The sequence below is a fragment of the Pseudomonas sp. NFXW11 genome, assembly GCF_049887815.1.
GTDB lineage: Bacteria > Pseudomonadota > Gammaproteobacteria > Pseudomonadales > Pseudomonadaceae > Aquipseudomonas.
In genome coordinates, this window is the sequence record NZ_JAGEKI010000005.1 from 169,638 (window position 1) to 189,321 (window position 19,684).

Below are 19,684 nucleotides of genomic sequence, written 5' to 3' on the forward strand. Positions count from 1 at the left end.
GAAACCCGATAGACGGACTCAGTGAAGAACCCGTGGGCCGTCTTCCTTGTCAATTTCACCCTCAACCAGGCGGCCGGCCATCTGCACACCGACGCTCAACATGGCCTTGGCCACTTCCACATGCTGACCTTGCAGGAAGATCTTGGCGTCCTCGGAAAAATCCAAAGTCACCAGAGAACCCTCGTCCTCAGCTCTGCGCAGCTCGATACGGCCGTCTGGCAATTCGACAATTTCTAGAAAGGACGTTGGCATAAAGGTCTGGTCTCCACGAAAGGCGAGGGATTATATCAGCCATCGCCAACCCCTGGCTTGAGATCTTCAGCCAGATCCGCAGAGCAACCCGCCCGCTCTCCACTCCAAAACACCTCGAAAACCCATCCCGACACGATGGTCAAGACGCCGCCTGTTGCACCTCTTTCGAATCGATACGGCCGCCCTGCAACTCCGCCAGTCGGTGCATCAGCTCCAGCACCGGATACAGCCCTGGCAACGCGATCCCCGCCTTGATCTGCTCGCGAAATGCCGGCAAATCGCTGAGCGGCCCCGGGTCGGCATGGGCCATAACATGCGCATTGTCGAAGCTCAGGCACAGGTGCCCCTGGCTGGAGAACTCCAGGTTCACCTTGTCCAGGTGCCGCAGCAGCACCATCAGGAAAACCAGGGTCTCAGGCGTGGCGAAGCCTTCGCAATTGGCTTGATCAACACCGCGCAGCACAAAGGTTCGATTGAAATCGTCCCAATTGGTCTGCAAACGCTCACCGGCAAGGGGTATTTCCAGGGGATTGGATTGCACCGAGATCCCTTTTACCCAGGGAAAGTCCAACACCAGACTGTAACGATCGAAGGTGTCATACACCGTCCTGTTGGTTCCGCCTGCGCCCCTCACAATTCGGGAATTGACGTACTGCAGGTGGTAATACTCGAACGCCAGGGGGTACTGCACACCCTGGTAGACACCCCGGACCGAATCAACGATATAACGCCGCTCATTACCGCGACCATAATCGGCGAACTCAGTGCTCAACCTCTTCAAGCACCAGTCGGCGTCGCTGTCTGCCTCGCTCAGATCATTGCTGAACATCGCGCACTTGCGAGCAATGCTCTGCGCCAGATCGGTCAAATTGCCAGAGAGCCCCTTCCTGAAGTGGTAGCTGAAATAGCCGCAACCCAAGGCCACCCAGACCATCCAGCCCATGTCATCAAGCAGCCAGGCCGCCAGCAGCGAAGCGCCAGCCAGTACCAGCAGCAGGATCGACTGCACCTGATCGAACTTCAGCCCGCCTGGAAAGACTTCCAGCCTGTCGAGCACCTCAAGCAGATCCGCATTGGACCGGGCGCGACTGACCCGCGCCCGGCTATCATTCAACAGGCGCACCAGCGCCTGATCACGCAAGAAGAACAGCATCACTCATCCTTGATCAAATCGTCGACACCGGCCTAGCCGGCGCCGGTACTTAGCACTCGTTCAAGCCGTCACGAAAGCGAATGGCCAGGGCCTTGAGGTTCTGCCGCCAGCTTTCCAGCTCTTCCCGACTCAACTCCTCCGCCACCTCTTCCTCATCCAGATTGAGCGCCACTATCAGCGGCTGGGTCACATCGCCCTTGGGCTTGTGTGGTGCCCGTGGCGGCTGGAACAGCGCACCGTAAGCCGTCAGCAGCTGCGCCAGCCAGCTCTGTGGGCTGTACGCCAGCTCTACCAGTTCCGCCAGCTCGGGGATGGCGATGCTATCCAGCACTTCACGATTGAGTATCTGCTCGACCCGGGAAGCACTGGCCTGGGGCAAGCGATAGAACCCGGCAATCTCGTGACAGAGCCCGAGCAAGGCGCCATACAGGTGAAACAACACCGATTCGCGCCCGGCCTGGACCTGCGCCTGGGCATTCATCGCCCGGCCCTCTTCAGCACGCGCCAGTACCTCCAGCGACAAACCGGCAAAATAGATCTTCTGGTTGGTACGGGTATAGAGCTCGTGAGCCATGTAGGCAGCCTCCACTGCAAGTAGAAAACCGGATGCGGACGGCACAGTTTCACGGATCGCCGCGGCCGGCCGCAAGGCAAAAGAAAGGCCGCATGACTCCCTAAGGTGTCATGCGGCCTAATTCGTCGCTGCGCTGAAGGACAGCCCCTCAGCCCGACAGGCGCTTAGCGCTTGTCTTCGACCTTCCAACTACCGCCATCGTAGAAGGCGCGCCAGCCAGTGGGCTTGCCATCGACCTCGGTCTGCACGTACTGCTCCTTGGTCTTGCGGCTGTAGCGCACCACCGCCGGACGGCCGTCCGGGTCCTTCTGCGGCGCTTCGCAGAGGAAGTGATACTTCGGATCGATCTCATCCTTGTGCGGAATCAGCTCCAGCACCAGCGGTGCCCGGGTTTCGCGGTTTTTCGGGAACTGGCTGGCGGCCAGGAACAGGCCCGAAGCACCGTCGCGCAGAATGTAGGTGTCGTTGACCTTCTCGCACTTGAGCTCGGGCATCTTCACCGGGTCCATCTTCGGCGGCGCCGCATCACCGCTTTTCAGCAGCTTGCGGGTGTTCTTGCAGGTGGCGTTGGTGCAGCCGAAGAACTTGCCGAAACGACCGGTCTTGAGCTGCATCTCGCTGCCGCACTTGTCGCATTCCAGGCTCGGGCCTTCATAACCCTTGATCCGGTAGCTGCCTTCCTCGATCTCGTAACCGGCGCAATCCGGGTTGTTGCCGCAGATGTGCAGCTTGCGCTTTTCATCCAGCAGGTAGGCATCCATCGCGGTGCTGCAGATCGGGCAACGATGCTTGCCACGCAGCACCAGGGACTCGGACTCACCCTCGTCGTCCGCAGCGATTTCATCGCCCGGCACCAGGTTGACCGTGGCCTTGCAGCGCTCCTTGGGCGGCAGGCTGTAGCCCGAGCAACCGAGGAACACACCGGTGGAGGCAGTGCGGATCTGCATCGGCCGACCGCAGGTCTGGCATGGAATATCGGTCATCACCGGCTGGTTGGCGCGCATGCCGCTTTCCGCGCCTTCGGCCACTTCGAGCTTCTTCTTGAAGTCGCCGTAGAACTCGTCGAGCACGTTCTTCCAGTCACGCTCGCCCTGGGCCACGTCGTCGAGGTTCTCTTCCATGCCGGCGGTAAAGCCGTAGTCCATGAGATTGGAGAAGCTCTCGGAAAGGCGCTCGGTGACGATATCGCCCATCTTTTCCGAATAGAAACGCCGGTTGTGCAGGGTCACGTAGCCGCGATCCTGGATGGTCGAGATAATCGCCGCATAGGTCGAAGGACGACCGATGCCGCGTTTTTCCATTTCCTTCACCAGGCTGGCTTCGGAGTAGCGCGCCGGCGGCTTGGTGAAATGCTGGCTCGGGTCGAGCTTGATCAGCTTCAGCACCTCGCCCTGGGCCATCTCCGGCAGCACATCGTCATCGCCTGGCTTGGCCATTTGCGGCATGACACGGGTGTAGCCGTCGAACTTGAGAATACGGCCCTTGGCACGCAGCTCGAAGCCGCCAGCGGCCACGCTGACGGTGGTGGACAGGTATTGCGCCGGCAGCATCTGGCAGGCAACGAACTGGCGCCAGATCAGCTCATAGAGCCGCTCAGCGTCACGCTCCATGCCCGACAGCTTGCTTGGGTGGGTATTCACATCGGACGGACGAATCGCTTCGTGCGCCTCCTGGGCCCCTTCCTTGCTGCTGTAGACATTGGGCGAGGCCGGCAGGTACTTGTTGCCGAACTCTTCTTCGATATAGCTGCGCGCCATCGCCACGGCATCTGCCGAGAGGTTGGTGGAGTCAGTACGCATATAGGTGATGTAGCCGGCCTCATACAGACGCTGGGCCATCATCATGGTCTTCTTCACCCCGAAGCCCAGGCGATTGCTCGCCGCCTGCTGCAGGGTGGAGGTAATGAAGGGTGCCGACGGCTTGCTGCTGGTGGGCTTGTCTTCACGCTTGGCGACGCTGTAGGCCGAGGCCTTGAGCTTCTCCAGGGCCGCCATGGCCTGGGCTTCGTTGAGCGGCTTGAAGGCTTCGCCGTTTTCACGGGCCACTTCAAAGCGCACATTCGAGCCCTTGGCGGTACCCAGGTCAGCGTGTATTTCCCAGTATTCTTCCGGGATGAAGGCACGAATCTCACGCTCGCGCTCCACCACCAGTTTCACCGCTACCGACTGCACACGACCGGCAGACAAGCCACGGGCGATCTTTGCCCACAGCAGCGGCGAAACCATGTAACCCACCACGCGATCGAGGAAGCGCCGGGCCTGCTGGGCATTGACCCGATGGATATCCAGTTCGCCCGGCTCGGAGAATGCCTCCTGGATCGCCTTCTTGGTGATCTCGTTGAACACCACGCGCTTGTAACGGCTGTCATCACCACCAATGGCTTCCCGCAGGTGCCAGGCAATGGCCTCCCCTTCGCGGTCCAAGTCCGTTGCGAGATAGATGGTGTCGGCATCCTTGGCCAGACGCCGCAGTTCTTCGATGACCTTTTCCTTGCCAGGAAGGATTTCGTACTTGGCCTTCCAGCCGTGCTCGGGGTCGACGCCCATGCGCGACACCAGCTGTTTGCGCGCTTTTTCCTTCGGCGACAGGGCCGGGGCTTCGCCCGCAGCAGCCTTGCCGCGCTTGGCAGCGGGCTCCTTGGCGGCACTAGCCGAACCGCTGGTGGGCAGGTCTCGGATATGGCCGATACTCGACTTCACCACGTATTGGTTGCCCAAGTACTTGTTGATGGTCTTGGCCTTAGCCGGGGATTCCACAATGACCAGCGATTTGCCCATGGATCGGAAAATTCCTGAATTCGAGAAGTGAGAGGCGGTTGGCGCCTGACGCGGCACCGCTATATATAGTGGCAACAGGGTGAGGTCAAGCGCAGGGTACTGCGCGACCGGCACCTATGCCGGTGAAAAAAGACTGGCTTCAGCTTGCACCAAAGCAAAGCGCGGGACCTGCTCGCCGTCAACTTCGACCGACTCCAGGAACATGCTCAAAGGCCGCACCCAAAAGCCGTATTCGCCATACAGGGCTTGGTAGAACACCACCTCTTCTTCCGTTTCCGAGTGCCGCGCGACACTGAAGACACGGTACTGCGGCCCCTTGTAATGCTGATAGAGCCCGGGTTGTAACTGCATGCTCTGGCCCTCGTAGATTTCTTTCAAAATAAAAATAAATAAAACGTCGGAAAAACAAAAACCGGGGCACAGGGCCCCGGTTTGCCATCAAGCCAACGCTTAAACGCGTTCGAAGACAGTCGAGATACCCTGGCCAAGGCCGATGCACATGGTGGACACACCGAAGGTGCCGCCATTTTGCTTCATGACGTTGAGCAGGGTCCCGGAGATACGCGCACCGGAGCAGCCGAACGGGTGACCCAGGGCGATCGCGCCGCCGTGCAGGTTAACCTTCTCGTTCATCTTGTCGAGCACTTTCAGATCTTTCAGCACGGGCAGGGCCTGTGCGGCGAAAGCTTCGTTGAGCTCGAAGAAGTCGATATCGGCAATACCCAGGCCCGCGCGCTTCAGGGCTTTCTGCGTGGCCGGTACTGGACCATAGCCCATGATGGCCGGGTCCACACCCGCCACCGCCATCGAGCGGATCACCGCCATCGGCTGGATACCCAGATCCTGGGCACGCTGGGCCGACATCACGATCATGCACGAGGCGCCGTCAGTGATCTGCGACGACGTACCGGCAGTCACGGTACCGCCCTTGGGGTTGAACGCCGGCTTCAGCGCCGCCAGGCTCTCCAGGGTGGTCTCGGGACGGATGGTTTCGTCGTAGTCGAACAGTTTCAGGAAACCGTTCTCGTCGTAACCCTGCATCGGGATGATCTCGTCCTTGAACTTGCCTTCCACGGTCGCCTTGTGGGCGAGTTGGTGGGAGCGCGCGCCAAAGGCGTCCTGCTGCTCACGGGTGATGCCGTGCATCTTGCCCAGCATCTCGGCGGTCAGCCCCATCATGCCCGAGGCTTTCGCCGCGTACAGGGACAGGTGCGGGTTCGGATCCACGCCATGCATCATGCTCACGTGGCCCATATGCTCGACGCCGCCGACCACGAACACGTCACCGTTGCCGGTCATGATCGCTTGCGCCGCGGTGTGCAGGGCGCTCATGGAGGAGCCACACAGACGGCTAACGGTCTGGCCAGCCGAGGTGTGCGGGATCTGGGTCATCAGCGACGCCATGCGGGCGATGTTCCAGCCCTGTTCCAGGGTCTGGTTGACGCAGCCCCAGATCACGTCCTCGACTTCCGCCGGGTCGACCTTGGTGTTGCGCTCCAGCAGTTTGCTGATCAGGTGCGCCGACATGTCTTCGGCGCGGGTGTTGCGGTGCATGCCGCCCTTGGAGCGGCCCATCGGAGTACGACCGAAGTCGACAATCACGACGTCTCTAGGATTCAAGCTCATATGTTCACTCTCGCTCTAGTGTGGGCGCTTAACCGAAGAAGCTCTGGCCGTTCTTGGCCATTTCACGCAGCTTCGCGGTCGGGTGGTACAGCGCGCCCAGATCGGCGTACTGGTCGGCCAGGGCAACGAACTCGGCAACACCGATGGAGTCGATGTAGCGCAGCGCACCGCCACGGAATGGAGGGAAACCAATACCGTAGACCAGGCCCATGTCCGCTTCGGCAGCGGTCTCGACGATGCCGTCTTCCAGGCAACGAACGGTTTCCAGGCACAGCGGGATCATCATCCAGTTGATGATGTCTTCGTCGGTGACTTCACGCTGCTCGTAGACGATCGGCTTGAGCACTTCCAGCACCGATGGATCGGCAACCTTTTTCTGCTTGCCCTTCTTGTCGGTTTCGTAAGCGTAGAAACCCTTGCCGTTCTTCTGGCCCAGGCGCTTGGCTTCGTAGAGCACGTCGATCGCGGAACGACGGTCGTCTTTCATGCGATCCGGGAAACCTTCAGCCATCACGTCGCGGCCGTGGTGGCCGGTGTCGATGCCGACCACGTCCATCAGGTACGCCGGGCCCATGGGCCAGCCGAATTTTTCCATGATCTTGTCGATGCGCACGAAGTCCACACCGGAGCTGACCAGCTTGGCGAAACCGCCGAAGTAGGGGAACAGCACGCGGTTGACCAAAAAGCCCGGGCAGTCGTTGACCACAATCGGGTTCTTGCCCATTTTCTTGGCGTAGGCAACGGTGGTGGCAACCGCCAGCTCGCTGGACTTCTCGCCACGAATCACTTCCACCAGCGGCATCATGTGCACCGGGTTGAAGAAGTGCATGCCGACGAAGTTTTCCGGACGCTTGAGGGCCTTGGCCAGCAGGCTGATGGAAATGGTCGAGGTGTTGGACGCCAGGATGGTGTCCTCCTTGACCTGGCCTTCCACTTCGGCCAGCACGATCTGCTTGACCTTGGGGTTCTCGACCACGGCTTCGACCACCAGGTCGACGTTGCCGAAGTCACCGTAGGACAGGGTCGGACGAATGCCGTTGAGCACTTCAGCCATTTTCGCTGCGGTCATGCGACCTTTATCAACGCGGCCTACCAGCAGTTTCGCGGCTTCCGCCAGGCCCTGCTCGATACCGTGCTCGTTGATGTCCTTCATCAGGATCGGCGTGCCCTTGGACGCCGACTGGTAGGCGATGCCGCCACCCATGATGCCGGCACCGAGTACGGCGGCCTGCTTCACGTCCTTGGCGATCTCGTCGTAGGCCTTGGCCTTTTTCTTCAGCTCCTGATCGTTCAGGAACAGGCCGATCAGGCTCTGTGCGGCCGAGGTCTTGGCCAGCTTGACGAAGCCCGCGGCTTCCACTTCCAGGGCCTTGTCGCGACCGAAGTTGGCGGCTTTCTGGATGGTCTTGATCGCTTCGACCGGCGCCGGGTAGTTCGGGCCAGCCTGGCCAGCCACAAAACCCTTGGCGGTTTCGAACGCCATCATCTGCTCGATGGCGTTGAGCTTGAGTTTTTCCAGCTTTGGCTGGCGCTTGGCCTTGTAGTCGAATTCGCCGGAAATGGCGCCTTTGACCAGGGCCAGGGCGGCTTCCTGAAGTTTCTCAGGAGCGACCACAGCGTCGACTGCGCCCACTTTCAGCGCGTCTTCGGCACGGTTTTCCTTGCCGGCGGCAATCCACTCGATGGCGTTGTCGGTACCGATCAGGCGCGGCAGGCGCACGGTGCCGCCGAAGCCCGGGTAGATGCCCAGCTTGACTTCCGGCAGGCCGATCTTGGCGCTGGCGGACATGACGCGGTAGTCCGCGGCCAGGCACATTTCCAGGCCGCCACCCAGGGCGATGCCATTGATCGCGACCACGGTGGGCACATTGAGGTCTTCGAAATCGCTGAAGATCTTGTTGGCTTCGAGGTTGCCAGCCACCAGCTCCGCATCCGGCAGCTTGAAGTTGTCGACAAACTCGGTGATGTCGGCGCCGACGATAAACACGTCCTTGCCACTGCTGACGATCACGCCCTTGATCGAAGCATCTGCCTTGATGGTGTCAACAGCCTGACGCAGTTCGTTCAGGGTTAGACGGTTGAACTTGTTGACGGACTCACCCTTGAGGTCGAAATTCAATTCGACGATGCCACTTTCAAGAGCCTTAACCGTGATGGCTTTACCTTCGTAAATCATCAACTGATCTCCACGATATGGAAGCTGAACAGTACACGTCGGACGCTAACTTCAGGCTTGGCATGGACGTCACCGTCGATGCTAACGCCAATCCGCCAGGCACACCCGCCAACGCGATAGTCGGGAATCTGTATAGAGCCGCCTGAGATACAAACGCTCATTTCATACGCCCGTTTGATTTGGGTACGCCACATTCAGGGAAAACCCGACAATTGTCAATCGTACAAAACACTGTTTGAAACGCGACTTTGCGGTCATTCCGGCGCCCCCCCTGGACGATCAACACGCCCCTGCATTTATAACCATTCATAGGGGCTATATTTAGAAAAAGCTCCCTAAATCGCCCATCGGTGCAGAGAAAGAACGGCTACGCTGGGAAGAAATCTGAAGAAATGCCCAGCCAAAGCGCAGCAGGAGCAAACCCCAGACAGCAAAAAACCACCCGAAGGTGGTTTCAAGGAGATTACCGGCCTGCCTGGCCATCCCGCCCGATGCTCAGTCGGGCTTTTTATTGCCCAATGCGCCCTCCCCGCCGACTCAGGCCAGGGCCTTGAGTACTGCGGCAATATCCTGCAAGACACGGGTCTCGCCACGCTCGTTCCAGTACAGCGCGATCATCTGGCGGTCCGCCTCGACCTTGAACACTCCTGCCGGCAAGCTCTGCAGGTGCGACAGCAGTGACTCATCGACGCAGGGCTCGCGCCACTGATTGCACCAATTGCCCGGCTCCACCTGCCAGTAACTCCAGCAAGCCGCCTGCGCACTGCGTCGCGGCCGGTGGTATTGCGGGCAAGGATTGGGCGGCTCCTGGCCCAGCCAGTGCGGCCACTCCTGGGGCGCCAGTTGCATGGCCAGGCCCATGCGCCGCGCCTCCATGCGCAGGGCGATCTGAGCGTTCTGGCGCCGTGAAGGTCGCAGCCAGGCCAGGGGACTCAGCACTACCGCAAGGATTGACACCACTATCAAGACCGTCATATCAGTACTCTCGATTTTTTCATGAGCGGGAACCGGGTGGAACCAACCCGCTTGAAACCAGCCATACTTGAAGCTATTGCAATCCTCAGGAGGAGCGCCTCATGTCCTACCACCACATTCTGGTCGCCGTAGATCTAACCGAAGAGTGCGATCCTGTTATCCACCGCGCCCGCGAGCTGTCGGTGAGCAGTGGGGCCAAACTGTCCCTGGTGCACATTGTCGAACCCATGGCCATGGCCTTCGGGGGCGACGTGCCCATGGACCTGTCGCAGCTGCAACAGCAGCAGTTCGACCAGGCCAGGGAGCGCCTGGACCGGCTGATCAACAAGTATCCGGAGCTGACCAAGGAATACAGCCACCTGACTTATGGCCAGCCGCGCCAGGAGATTCATCACCTGGCCAAGGAACAGGAATGCGACCTGATCGTGGTCGGCAGCCATGGTCGTCACGGCCTGGCGCTGCTGCTGGGCTCCACCGCCAATGACGTCCTGCATGGCGCGCCTTGCGACGTGCTGGCGGTACACCTGGCCAAACGCTGAATCCGCAACCGCGCAGGCGGTAGCAGCCCCGACAAAAAGCCCGACTCTGAAGTCGGGCTTTTTATCAACCGCCGATCACTCAGGCATCCAGCTCGGCCCAACGCTCGACCATCTGCTCCAGCTCGGCGTTCAACTGCTCCAGGCGGGCAATCACCGCCGCGGTTTCAGTCGCCGGACGCTGGTAGAAACCGCCATCGGCCATTTCCGCCTCGACTGCGGCAATCTGCTGCTCCATGGCATCGATCTGCCCAGGCAATGCCTCAAGCTCGCGCTGCAACTTGTAGCTAAGCTTCTTTTTCGCCGCCGGCGCTTCCTGCACGGGCGCCGGGGCCGCAGCCGGTACCGGGGCCACCACCGCAGAATTCAGCTCGGCCTTGCCAGACTTGTTCTCGGTCACGCCCAACAGCCGCGGCGAACCGCCCTGGCGCAGCCAGTCCTGGTAGCCACCGACATACTCGCGAACCTTGCCTTCACCTTCGAAGACCAGGGTGCTGGTCACCACGTTGTCGAGGAACGCCCGGTCGTGGCTGACCATCAGTACGGTGCCCTGGAAGGTCAACAGCACTTCTTCCAGCAGCTCCAGGGTTTCCACGTCCAAGTCGTTGGTCGGCTCATCGAGCACCAACAGGTTGGCCGGCTTGCTGAACAACTTGGCCAGCAATAACCGCGCACGCTCACCACCGGACAGCGCCTTGACCGGCGTGCGCGCACGCTGCGGGCTGAACAGGAAATCGCCGAGGTAGCTCAGCACGTGCCGGCTCTGACCATCGATCTCGATGAAGTCACGACCTTCGGCAACGTTGTCGATCACGGTCTTTTCCAGGTCCAGCTGATGGCGCAACTGGTCGAAGTAGGCGACGTCGATCCGCGTGCCCTCTTCCACCTTGCCACTGCTGGGCACCAGGCCACCGAGCATCAACTTGAGCAGGGTGGTCTTGCCGGTGCCGTTGGCTCCCAGCAGGCCGATACGGTCGCCGCGCTGCAGGACCATGGAGAAGTCCTTGACCAGGAACGGGCCGTCCGGATGCGCGAAGCTGACATTCTCCAGCACCATCACCTGCTTGCCGGACTTGTCTGCGGTTTCCAACTGGATGTTGGCCTTGCCGGTGCGCTCGCGACGCTCGCTGCGTTCAACACGCAGTGCCTTGAGGGCACGCACGCGACCTTCGTTACGGGTCCGCCGGGCCTTGATGCCCTGGCGAATCCACACTTCTTCCTGGGCCAGGCGCTTGTCGAACAGCGCGTTGGCGGTTTCTTCCGCCGCCAGCATGGCTTCCTTGTGCACCAGGAAGCTGGCGTAGTCGCCATTCCAGTCGATCAGGCCGCCACGATCCAGTTCGAGGATGCGGGTGGCCAGGTTCTGCAGGAAGGAACGGTCGTGGGTGATGAACAGCACCGCGCCCTGGAAGTCTTTCAGCGCCTCTTCCAGCCAGGCAATGGCGCCGATGTCCAGGTGGTTGGTCGGCTCGTCCAGCAGCAGCAGGTCGGGCTCGGACACCAGGGCCTGGGCCAGCAGCACGCGACGGCGCCAGCCACCGGACAGCTCGGCAAGGGTCTTGTCGGCGGGCAATTGCAGACGGCTCAGGGTGCTGTCCACCAATTGCTGCAGGCGCCAGCCGTCACGCGCTTCGAGGTCGTGCTGAACGTGCATCAGTTTTTCCAGATCAGCGTCGGTAACGATGTTCTGGCTCAGGTGGTGGTACTGCGCCAGCAACTCGCCAACGCCGTCCAGGCCCTGGGCGACCACGTCGAACACGGTCCGCTCGTCGGCCACCGGCAATTCCTGGGGCAATTCGCCGATCTTCAGACCGGGTGCGCGCCATACGGAGCCGTCATCGGGCTTCTGATCGCCCTTGACCAGCTTCATCATGCTGGATTTGCCAGTACCGTTACGGCCGATGATGCACACCCGCTCACCACGGGCGATCTGCCAGGACACCTTGTCCAACAGCGGCATGGCGCCGAAAGCAAGGGACACATCGCTGAATTTGAGCAGGGTCATGTTGTTCTCCAAAAACCGGGCGCGCATTCTACCTGACTTGCGCCCTTATAAGGCCGGCTATTTCGCCGCCGATGGCACCAGCGGCGCATTTGTTGCGAACTGCTGCCAGGGGCCCGGCAAAGCTTTCGCCGGTTGCTGGCAAAAGGCTAAGCTAGTCAGCAATCAGTGTTGGCCCTGTCGGCACTTGTCATGATTTCTCTGCCCGGATGTCTCATGCGCAGTCGCCTTTTCAGTCTTTTATCTTGCCTGTTTCTTTCCGCCGCGGCCGTCCATAGCGCCCAGGCAGCGGACCTGACCCAACAACGCCAGTACTACGATGAAGCCAAGCGCGCCCTGGCCAAGGGCGATTCCGGCCCCTACTTCCGTTATGCCGATGCCCTGCGCGATTACCCGCTGGAACCCTACCTCGCCTATGACGAGCTCACCGCCCGCCTGAAGAGCGCGAGCAACGCCGAGATCGAGAAGTTCCTCGCCGCCCATGGCGACCTGCCCCAGGCCAACTGGATGAAACTGCGCTGGTTGCGCTGGCTGGCCGAACGCGGCGACTGGGCCACCTTCACCCGCTACTACGACCCGAAGCTCAATTTCACCGAGCTGGACTGCCTCAACGGCCAGTACCAGCTCGGCCACAACCTCAAGGCCGAAGGCTACGCCACCGCGGAAAAACTCTGGCTCACCGGCAAGTCCCAGCCGGCCGCCTGTGACGGCCTGTTTGGGCAGTGGGCCGCCGAAGGCCAGTTGACCGAACAGAAACGCTGGCAGCGGGCAAAACTGGCGGCCGAAGCCCGCAACTACCCCCTGGCCAACAGCCTGGTGAACAGCCTGTCCACCCTGGCCCCGCAAGGGCGCCTGCTGGTGGACGTGGCACAGAAACCCGAACTGCTGAGCCAGCCCTCGCGCTTCCAGCCGGCCAACGAAGCCATGGCCGACGTAGTGGGCCTCGGCCTGCGCCGCCTGGCCCGCCAAGATCCGGACAAGGCCATGGCCCTGCTGGACGGCTATGCCAGCAGCATGCACTTCTCCCGTGACGAAAAAGTGGCCATCGCACGGGAAATCGGCCTGACCCTGGCCCGCCGCTTCGACAGTCGCGCCCTGGCGGTGATGACCCAATATGACCCGGAACTACGGGACAACACCGTGTCCGAATGGCGCCTGCGCCTGCTGCTGCGCCTGGCGCGCTGGGAAGATGCCTACCAGCTCACCCGCAAGCTGCCCCAGGACCTGGCCAGCACCAACCGCTGGCGTTACTGGCAGGCGCGCAGCCTGGAGCTGGCCGAGCCGAAGAACCCACAGGCCCAGGCGCTGTTCAAGGGCCTTGCCCGGGAGCGGGACTTCTATGGTTTCCTGGCCGCCGATCATGCCAAGGCCCCCTACCAGCTGACCAATCAGCCACTGATGCTGAGCCAGGCGGTGATCAACAAGGTGCGCAACACCCCGGGCGTGCGTCGCGCCCTGGAGCTCCACGCCCGCGGCCAGGTAGTCGATGGCCGTCGTGAGTGGTACCACGTCAGCCGGCACTTCAACCGTGACGAAATGGTCGCCCAGGCGCGCCTGGCCTACGACCTGAAATGGTATTTCCCGGCCATCCGCACCATCAGCCAGGCGCAATACTGGGACGACCTGGACATCCGCTTCCCCATGGCCCACCGCGACACTCTGGTGCGTGAGGCCAAGGTTCGTGGCCTGCACTCCAGCTGGGTATTCGCCATCACCCGCCAGGAAAGCGCCTTTATGGACGATGCCCGCTCCGGTGTCGGCGCTAGCGGCCTGATGCAGCTGATGCCCGGCACCGCCAAGGAAACCGCGCGCAAGTTCAGCATCCCCCTGGCTTCGCCGCAGCAGGTGCTGGACCCGGACAAGAACATCCAGCTGGGGGCAGCCTACCTGAGCCAGGTGCACAGCCAGTTCAACGGCAACCGAGTGCTGGCTTCGGCGGCCTACAATGCCGGCCCTGGGCGCGTGCGCCAATGGCTCAAGGGCGCCGACCACCTGAGCTTCGACGTCTGGGTGGAAAGCATTCCCTTCGACGAGACCCGCCAGTACGTGCAGAACGTGCTGTCCTACTCGGTGATCTACGGCCAGAAGCTCAACTCGCCACAGCCGCTGGTGGATTGGCACGAGCGTTATTTCGACGATCAGTAAGCACCGGCTCAACCCCAAAAGCCCGCAGCGATGCGGGCTTTTTTATTGCCCGCCAGTTCATCACAGGCGCAGGTTTGTCACACGGTTTGAGGCCGCTTTCGCCGGCAAGCCGGCTCCTACGGTGGCGCCCGCCAAACCAGCAAGCCCAGCCTCCCGTAGGAGCTGGCTTGCCAGCGAAAAAGCCTGCACCTACGAGGGGGAATGCACACCATCGCTGAACTGCAGGGCCGCCAGGCGGGCATAGAGCGGGCTGCTGGAGAGCAGTTGCTGATGGGTACCCAGCGCCACCAGCCGCCCCTGATCCATGACCGCGATGCGGTCGGCGTTCTTCACCGTGGCCAGGCGATGGGCAATCACCAGGGTGGTGCGGTTGTGCATCAGGCTGGGCAAGGCTTGCTGGATCAGGTGTTCGCTTTGCGCATCCAGGGCGCTGGTGGCCTCGTCCAGCAGCAAAATCGGCGCATCCACCAGCAAGGCCCGGGCGATTGCCAAGCGCTGGCGCTGGCCTCCCGACAACCCCAGCCCACCATCCCCCAGGTGGGTCTGGTAGCCCTCGGGCATCTGTTCGATGAACTCGTGGGCGTAGGCGATCTTCGCCGCTTCCTGGACCTGGGCCAGGCTCGCATCGGGATTGCCGTAGCGAATATTGTCCTCGATGCTGCCGTAGAACAGCGCCGGGCTCTGCGATACCAGGGCGAAGCAACGGCGCAGGTCCTGCGGGTCGAGCCGGGTCAGGGCCACGCCGTCCAGCAGGATCTGCCCCTGCTGTGGGTCATAGAAGCGCAGCAGCAAATCATACAGGGTCGACTTGCCCGCTCCCGACGGCCCCACCAGCGCCAGGGTTTCCCCGGCCCGCACCTCCAGGCTCAAGCCCTCCAGCGCATAGCGCTCGGGGCGCGACGGATAGGAGAAGTACAGGCCATCGAGTTGCAGATCGCCGCGCACCCGTTCCGGCAGGCGCAGCACGCCGGTGTCGGGCGGCAAGATCAGGCTCTCGGCCCGCAACAGTTCGGCGATTCGCTGCGCGGCTCCGGCGGCCCGCTGCAGTTCGCCAATCACCTCGCTCAGGGTGCCGAAGGCACTGCCGACGATCAGGCTGTAGAACACGAAAGCCGCCAGCTCGCCCGCGGAAATCCGCCCGGCGATCACATCCATGCCGCCGACCCAGAGCATCACCCCCACCGCCCCCAGCACCAGCACTATCACCAGGGTGATCAGCCAGGCACGCTGCAAGATGCGCTTGCGGGCGGTATCGAACGCCTGCTCCACCGTCAGGGCAAAACGCTGCTCGTCCTGGGCCTGGTGGTTGTAGGCCTGGACCGTCTTGATCTGGCCCAGGGTTTCCGCGACATAGCTGCCGACATCGGCGATCCGGTCCTGGCTCTGGCGCGACAAACTGCGCACCCGCCGGCCAAAGATCAGGATCGGCGCCAGCACCAGTGGCAAGGCCACCACCACAATGCTGGTGAGCTTGGGGTTGGTGATGAACAGCAGCACTATGCCCCCCAGCACCATCAACGCATTGCGCAAGAACAGCGACAGCGAAGAGCCGATCACCGATTGCAGCAAGGTGGTGTCGGCAGTCAGTCGCGACTGGATTTCCGAGCTGCGGTTGTTCTCGTAGAAGCCGGGGTGCAGGTAGATCAGGTGATTGAACACCTGGCGCCGGATATCCGCCACGCAGCGTTCGCCGATCCACGACACCAGGTAGAAACGCACGAAAGTACCCAATGCCAGCGCCAGCACCAACAGCAGGAACAGGCCGATGGTCTGGTTCAGCAAATGCGGCGACTGAGTCATGAAGCCCTGGTCCACCAGCAGGCGAATGCCCTGCCCCATGGACAGGGTAATGCCCGCCGTGACGATCAACGCCAGCAGGGCGGCCAGCGCCTGCCAACGGTAGGGAGCGATAAAGCGCGTGGCCAGTTGCAGTGCCCGGCGCTGAGGTGAAGAAAGCATGCTGTTCATCCATTGACGCGCCGGCGACTCACCGGCCGCCGCGACGGCAACGAGATGAATTCGCAGGAACTTTGCTAAATCACAATGAGTCGGTTTGATTATGACCGCTGACACTAGGGCCTAGAGATTATCGGTCTAATCCGTGGCTGGCACTCCCCGGGCATTTCTGTTGGAGTGAAGTTGCCGGCCCGGCCTTGCGGCGCTCTGTCACAGCTTGGTCACCCGGTCATTCTAAAGTAAGCACACCACCTGACGAGGAGACAGGCCATGTCCTTGCAACACAGCAGCAATGACAAGATTCAAGTGATCCGTACCCAGCCCAACCAGTCTCTGGGGTGTGCCATCATCGACGCCCAGGGGCGCGAAGTACCTATCACTGAAGACATGATCCAGAACGCCTGCCGCGAACTGGAAAAGCGACTGGTCAAGCCTGCTCGGCAAGATTGACACACAGCCTCACGTCCTCTTGACCCGGCCATCCATATGGCCGGGTTTTTTATGCCTGCGGCCCAGCCTTCACACTTCACTGGCACCCAGGGCCCGAACGATCCGACTCAAGGCCGCCGACTCGCCTTGGATCCGCACGTGCAGGCCATCGATCTCACGCCGTTCCGGGTAATGCTTGCGCAGGCCGTCGAAGGCGCTGCGCTGCAGGGCGACATCGTCCACCAGGCTGCGGCGAAAATCCGCATCGTCACGGCGCGGGTCGTACACCGCCCGGCAAATCATCGCCAGGGCCCAGGCCGGGTGCGCATTGGCATTGAGGCTGACTTGCGGCACCCAGGGCGCCGGCAGCAGGCTGGCCAGGTCAACCTGCTCGGCCTGGCCGAGGAACCGGCAATAGGCCTGGTAGATCTGCGCCGTGCCGCGCTGCTTGCCGTCCAGGCTGTAGCCGGCGATATGCGGCGTGGCCAGCACGCAGAGGTCTGCCAGCTCGCGGTCCACCGTCGGCTCGGCCTCCCACACATCCAGCACCGCTTGCAGGTCTTCGCGCTGCAACAGCACCTCGCGCAACGCCTGGTTATCCACCACCGGGCCACGGGCGGCGTTGATCAGCCAGGTGCCCTGGCGCAGGCGGTCGAGGCGCTGCCGATCCAGCAGGTGCCAGGTGCGCTGCTCGCCATCGCGGGTCAACGGGGTGTGCAGGCTGATCACATCGCAGCGCTCGAGCAACTCATCCAGGCCGACGTAGTCGCCGCCTTCCGCCGCCTGCCGCTGCGGGTCGCAGACCAGCACCTGCCAGCCCAGAGCCCGCAGCACCTGAATCAGCCGCCCACCCACTTCGCCAGCCCCCACCACGCCATAGCAGCGCTGGGCCAGGTCCACGCCCTCGATCTCGGCCAGGGTCAGCAGGCTGCCCAGTACATAGTCCACCACCCCCCGGGCATTGCAGCCCGGCGCACTGGACCAGGTGATACCGGCCTCCTGGAAATAGTCCAGGTCCAGGTGATCGGTGCCTATGGTGCAGGTGCCGACAAAACGCACCGGGCTGCCTTCGAGCAACTGGCGATCGACTTGGGTCACCGAACGCACCAGCAACACATCCGCCTCGGCCACGCAGGCCTGATCGATGGCGCGCCCGGGGTAACGCCGGATCTCGCCGAAACCGGCAAAGAACTCTTCGATCAGGGGAATATTTTCGTCGGCGACAATCAACATGGCAGGCTCCTCGTGGGGAGCCGCAGTGTAGGCGCAGATGCGCGGGCGAGCTAGCACCGCAAGCAGCGCTTGCGGGCCCGGCCATTACAAATCCGCAACACGGGATCTTTTCCTGACCGCAGCGTCAGCGCGTAGACTGTCGCGCTCCCGGCAACACCACCTATGGACGCTACGCCCCGTGAATTCCGTGATCGACTCCCCCGCCGCCACCCTCTCCAGCCGCCCTGCCCGGGTTGGCCGCGAACTGCGCGACCTGCTGCGATTGGCCCTGCCCATCATGATTGCCCAGGTGGCCACCACCGCCATGGGTTTTGTCGATGCGGTGATGGCCGGGCGGGTCAGCCCGCGGGACCTGGCCGCCGTGGCCCTGGGCAACTCGATCTGGATCCCGGTATTCCTGCTGATGACCGGTACCCTGCTGGCGACAACGCCCAAGGTGGCCCAGCGCTTTGGCGCCGACAAGCTCGAGGAGATCGGCCCTGTGGTGCGCCAGGCCCTGTGGCTGGCCGTGGCCACCGGCATCTCGGCCACGCTGATGCTGATCAGCGCCGAACCGATACTGCACCTGATGAAGGTCGACCCGGAACTGATCGAACCCTGCATGGGCTACCTGCACGGCATCGCCAGCGGCCTGCCGGCGGTGGCGCTGTACTACGTGCTGCGCTGCCTGAGCGACGGCCTTGGGCGCACGGTGCCAAGCATGGTCATCGGCCTGTGCGGCCTGGCCCTGAACATTCCCATCAACTACATCTTCATCTATGGCCACTTCGGCGTGCCGGCCATGGGCGGGGTTGGCTGCGGCTGGGCCACGGCGATCGTGATGTGGGTGATGATGCTGGGCATGGCCGGCTGGATTCGCTGGGCACCGGCCTACCGCAAGATCCAGTTGTTCAGCCGCTTCGACTGGCCGCAGTGGGCGGTGATCAAGCGCCTGCTGAGCGTTGGCCTGCCCATCGGCATCGCGGTATTCGCCGAATCGAGCATCTTCGCGGTGATCGCCCTGCTGATCGGCAGCCTGGGCGCCACGGTGGTGGCCGGACATCAGATCGCCCTCAACGTCAGCGCCCTGATGTTCATGATCCCCTACTCCCTGGCCATGGCCGTGACCGTGCGCGTCGGCCAGTCCCTGGGGCGCCAGCAACCGCGCGATGCACGCTTCAGTGCCGGGGTCGGCATGGGCGCGGCACTGGCTTATGCCTGCCTGTCGGCGAGCCTGATGTACCTGCTGCGCGAGCCTATCGCTTCGATCTACACCAGCGACCCGTTGGTGATCCAGGTGGCCTCGATGTTGATTGTGTACGCGGCGCTGTTCCAGTTTTCCGACGGCATTCAAGTCACCGCCGCCGGTGCGCTGCGGGGTTACCAGGACACCCGGGTGACCATGATCCTGACCCTGTTCGCTTACTGGGGAATTGGTTTGCCAGTGGGCTATGCCCTGGGCCTGACCGACTGGTTCGGCCCGGCACAGGGGCCGAGCGGTCTATGGGAGGGCCTGATTGCCGGCTTGACCTGCGCCGCGCTGATGCTGCTGATCCGCCTGACCCGCAGTGCGCGCAAGCAGATCCGCATCAGCCGCGCGACGGCTTAGTCGAGCTTCTTGCGAATCCAGTAGAGATAGGTGCCGGCCTGCTCCTCCTGCGCCACCAGTTCGTGGTCGAGAAACACGCAGAACTTGGGAATGTCGCGGCGGGTGGACGGGTCGGTGGCAATCACCTTCAACAGCCCACCGGCCGGCAGGTCGCGGATGTGCTGGTGCAGCATCATCACTGGCTCGGGGCAATTGAGGCCGGTGGCGTCGAGGGTGCCGTCAACCGGCGTATCGATGATTTGACTCATGGTTCACTCCAGAA

At 62.2% G+C, this 19,684-nt stretch carries 16 protein-coding genes; 4 read left to right on the plus strand and 12 right to left on the minus strand.

All coding sequences use genetic code 11. The features are described 5' to 3' along the window. Positions 1–18 precede the first annotated feature (18 nt). From J4P02_RS10285 to J4P02_RS10320, 8 genes are all read right to left on the minus strand, one after another. Positions 19–252, minus strand: coding sequence for a hypothetical protein (locus tag J4P02_RS10285; protein ID WP_426189715.1), 234 nt, complete (start codon positions 250–252; stop codon positions 19–21). A 139-nt stretch (positions 253–391) separates the two neighbouring features. Then, a complete protein-coding gene (locus J4P02_RS10290; protein WP_426189717.1) occupies positions 392–1,405 on the minus strand; it encodes a hypothetical protein in 1,014 nt (337 codons plus the stop codon). A gap of 49 nt (positions 1,406–1,454) precedes the next feature. Continuing rightward, positions 1,455–1,979, minus strand: a complete 525-nt coding sequence (locus J4P02_RS10295) for a DUF6586 family protein (RefSeq protein WP_426189719.1) — start codon at positions 1,977–1,979, stop codon at positions 1,455–1,457. 164 nt (positions 1,980–2,143) lie between these two features. Next, positions 2,144–4,756 (minus strand): type I DNA topoisomerase, encoded by a 2,613-nt coding sequence (topA, locus tag J4P02_RS10300; protein WP_426189721.1) that lies wholly within the window; start codon positions 4,754–4,756, stop codon positions 2,144–2,146. Positions 4,757–4,870: 114 nt separating this feature from the next. Further along, positions 4,871–5,107, minus strand: coding sequence for a DUF1653 domain-containing protein (locus J4P02_RS10305; protein WP_426189723.1), 237 nt, complete (start codon positions 5,105–5,107; stop codon positions 4,871–4,873). A 99-nt stretch (positions 5,108–5,206) separates the two neighbouring features. Further along, complete coding sequence (gene fadA, locus J4P02_RS10310) at positions 5,207–6,382, minus strand: acetyl-CoA C-acyltransferase FadA (protein ID WP_426189725.1); 1,176 nt, start codon at positions 6,380–6,382, stop codon at positions 5,207–5,209. Positions 6,383–6,410: 28 nt separating this feature from the next. Beyond that, positions 6,411–8,558 (minus strand): fatty acid oxidation complex subunit alpha FadB, encoded by a 2,148-nt coding sequence (gene fadB, locus J4P02_RS10315; RefSeq protein ID WP_426189727.1) that lies wholly within the window; start codon positions 8,556–8,558, stop codon positions 6,411–6,413. Between the two features lie 537 nt (positions 8,559–9,095). Beyond that, entirely contained in the window at positions 9,096–9,533 is a 438-nt protein-coding gene (locus J4P02_RS10320; RefSeq protein ID WP_426189729.1) for a hypothetical protein, read from the minus strand. A 101-nt stretch (positions 9,534–9,634) separates the two neighbouring features. On the opposite strand from J4P02_RS10320, the gene J4P02_RS10325 reads away from it, so the two are divergent. After that, positions 9,635–10,072 (plus strand): universal stress protein, encoded by a 438-nt coding sequence (locus tag J4P02_RS10325; protein ID WP_426189731.1) that lies wholly within the window; start codon positions 9,635–9,637, stop codon positions 10,070–10,072. 79 nt (positions 10,073–10,151) lie between these two features. On the opposite strand, the gene J4P02_RS10330 is transcribed toward J4P02_RS10325, so the two are convergent. Beyond that, entirely contained in the window at positions 10,152–12,074 is a 1,923-nt protein-coding gene (locus J4P02_RS10330) for an ATP-binding cassette domain-containing protein (RefSeq protein WP_426189733.1), read from the minus strand. Between the two features lie 213 nt (positions 12,075–12,287). On the opposite strand from J4P02_RS10330, the gene J4P02_RS10335 reads away from it, so the two are divergent. Beyond that, a complete protein-coding gene (locus J4P02_RS10335) occupies positions 12,288–14,216 on the plus strand; it encodes a transglycosylase SLT domain-containing protein (RefSeq protein WP_426189735.1) in 1,929 nt (642 codons plus the stop codon). A gap of 189 nt (positions 14,217–14,405) precedes the next feature. Here the strand turns inward: J4P02_RS10335 and J4P02_RS10340 are convergent, their stop codons facing one another. Beyond that, positions 14,406–16,184 carry an ABC transporter transmembrane domain-containing protein gene (locus J4P02_RS10340; RefSeq protein WP_426189737.1) on the minus strand — a complete coding sequence of 593 codons (1,779 nt, stop codon included), beginning with the start codon at positions 16,182–16,184 and terminating at the stop codon, positions 14,406–14,408. 258 nt (positions 16,185–16,442) lie between these two features. Between J4P02_RS10340 and J4P02_RS10345 the strand changes: the two genes are divergently transcribed. After that, positions 16,443–16,622, plus strand: coding sequence for a PA1571 family protein (locus tag J4P02_RS10345; protein ID WP_011060254.1), 180 nt, complete (start codon positions 16,443–16,445; stop codon positions 16,620–16,622). 69 nt (positions 16,623–16,691) lie between these two features. On the opposite strand, the gene pdxB is transcribed toward J4P02_RS10345, so the two are convergent. Beyond that, positions 16,692–17,834, minus strand: coding sequence for a 4-phosphoerythronate dehydrogenase PdxB (pdxB, locus tag J4P02_RS10350; protein WP_426189740.1), 1,143 nt, complete (start codon positions 17,832–17,834; stop codon positions 16,692–16,694). 178 nt (positions 17,835–18,012) lie between these two features. Here pdxB and J4P02_RS10355 point away from each other — a divergent pair, with 178 nt between their 5' ends. Then, positions 18,013–19,422 (plus strand): MATE family efflux transporter, encoded by a 1,410-nt coding sequence (locus tag J4P02_RS10355; protein ID WP_426189742.1) that lies wholly within the window; start codon positions 18,013–18,015, stop codon positions 19,420–19,422. Here J4P02_RS10355 and tusA read toward each other — a convergent pair. After that, positions 19,419–19,670, minus strand: a complete 252-nt coding sequence (tusA, locus tag J4P02_RS10360) for a sulfurtransferase TusA (RefSeq protein WP_426189744.1) — start codon at positions 19,668–19,670, stop codon at positions 19,419–19,421. The genes J4P02_RS10355 and tusA overlap by 4 nt on opposite strands. Positions 19,671–19,684: the final 14 nt, after the last annotated feature.

What these genes read in the sequence shown, in the direction of transcription:
- J4P02_RS10285 (WP_426189715.1), bottom strand. Translation starts at nt 252, where the DNA reads ATGCCAACGTCCTTTCTAGAAATTGTCGAATTGCCAGACGGCCGTATC.
- J4P02_RS10290 (WP_426189717.1), bottom strand. Translation starts at nt 1,405, where the DNA reads ATGCTGTTCTTCTTGCGTGATCAGGCGCTGGTGCGCCTGTTGAATGAT.
- J4P02_RS10295 (WP_426189719.1), bottom strand. Translation starts at nt 1,979, where the DNA reads ATGGCTCACGAGCTCTATACCCGTACCAACCAGAAGATCTATTTTGCC.
- topA (WP_426189721.1), bottom strand. Translation starts at nt 4,756, where the DNA reads ATGGGCAAATCGCTGGTCATTGTGGAATCCCCGGCTAAGGCCAAGACC.
- J4P02_RS10305 (WP_426189723.1), bottom strand. Translation starts at nt 5,107, where the DNA reads ATGCAGTTACAACCCGGGCTCTATCAGCATTACAAGGGGCCGCAGTAC.
- fadA (WP_426189725.1), bottom strand. Translation starts at nt 6,382, where the DNA reads ATGAGCTTGAATCCTAGAGACGTCGTGATTGTCGACTTCGGTCGTACT.
- fadB (WP_426189727.1), bottom strand. Translation starts at nt 8,558, where the DNA reads ATGATTTACGAAGGTAAAGCCATCACGGTTAAGGCTCTTGAAAGTGGC.
- J4P02_RS10320 (WP_426189729.1), bottom strand. Translation starts at nt 9,533, where the DNA reads ATGACGGTCTTGATAGTGGTGTCAATCCTTGCGGTAGTGCTGAGTCCC.
- J4P02_RS10325 (WP_426189731.1), top strand. Translation starts at nt 9,635, where the DNA reads ATGTCCTACCACCACATTCTGGTCGCCGTAGATCTAACCGAAGAGTGC.
- J4P02_RS10330 (WP_426189733.1), bottom strand. Translation starts at nt 12,074, where the DNA reads ATGACCCTGCTCAAATTCAGCGATGTGTCCCTTGCTTTCGGCGCCATG.
- J4P02_RS10335 (WP_426189735.1), top strand. Translation starts at nt 12,288, where the DNA reads ATGCGCAGTCGCCTTTTCAGTCTTTTATCTTGCCTGTTTCTTTCCGCC.
- J4P02_RS10340 (WP_426189737.1), bottom strand. Translation starts at nt 16,184, where the DNA reads ATGAACAGCATGCTTTCTTCACCTCAGCGCCGGGCACTGCAACTGGCC.
- J4P02_RS10345 (WP_011060254.1), top strand. Translation starts at nt 16,443, where the DNA reads ATGTCCTTGCAACACAGCAGCAATGACAAGATTCAAGTGATCCGTACC.
- pdxB (WP_426189740.1), bottom strand. Translation starts at nt 17,834, where the DNA reads ATGTTGATTGTCGCCGACGAAAATATTCCCCTGATCGAAGAGTTCTTT.
- tusA (WP_426189744.1), bottom strand. Translation starts at nt 19,670, where the DNA reads ATGAGTCAAATCATCGATACGCCGGTTGACGGCACCCTCGACGCCACC.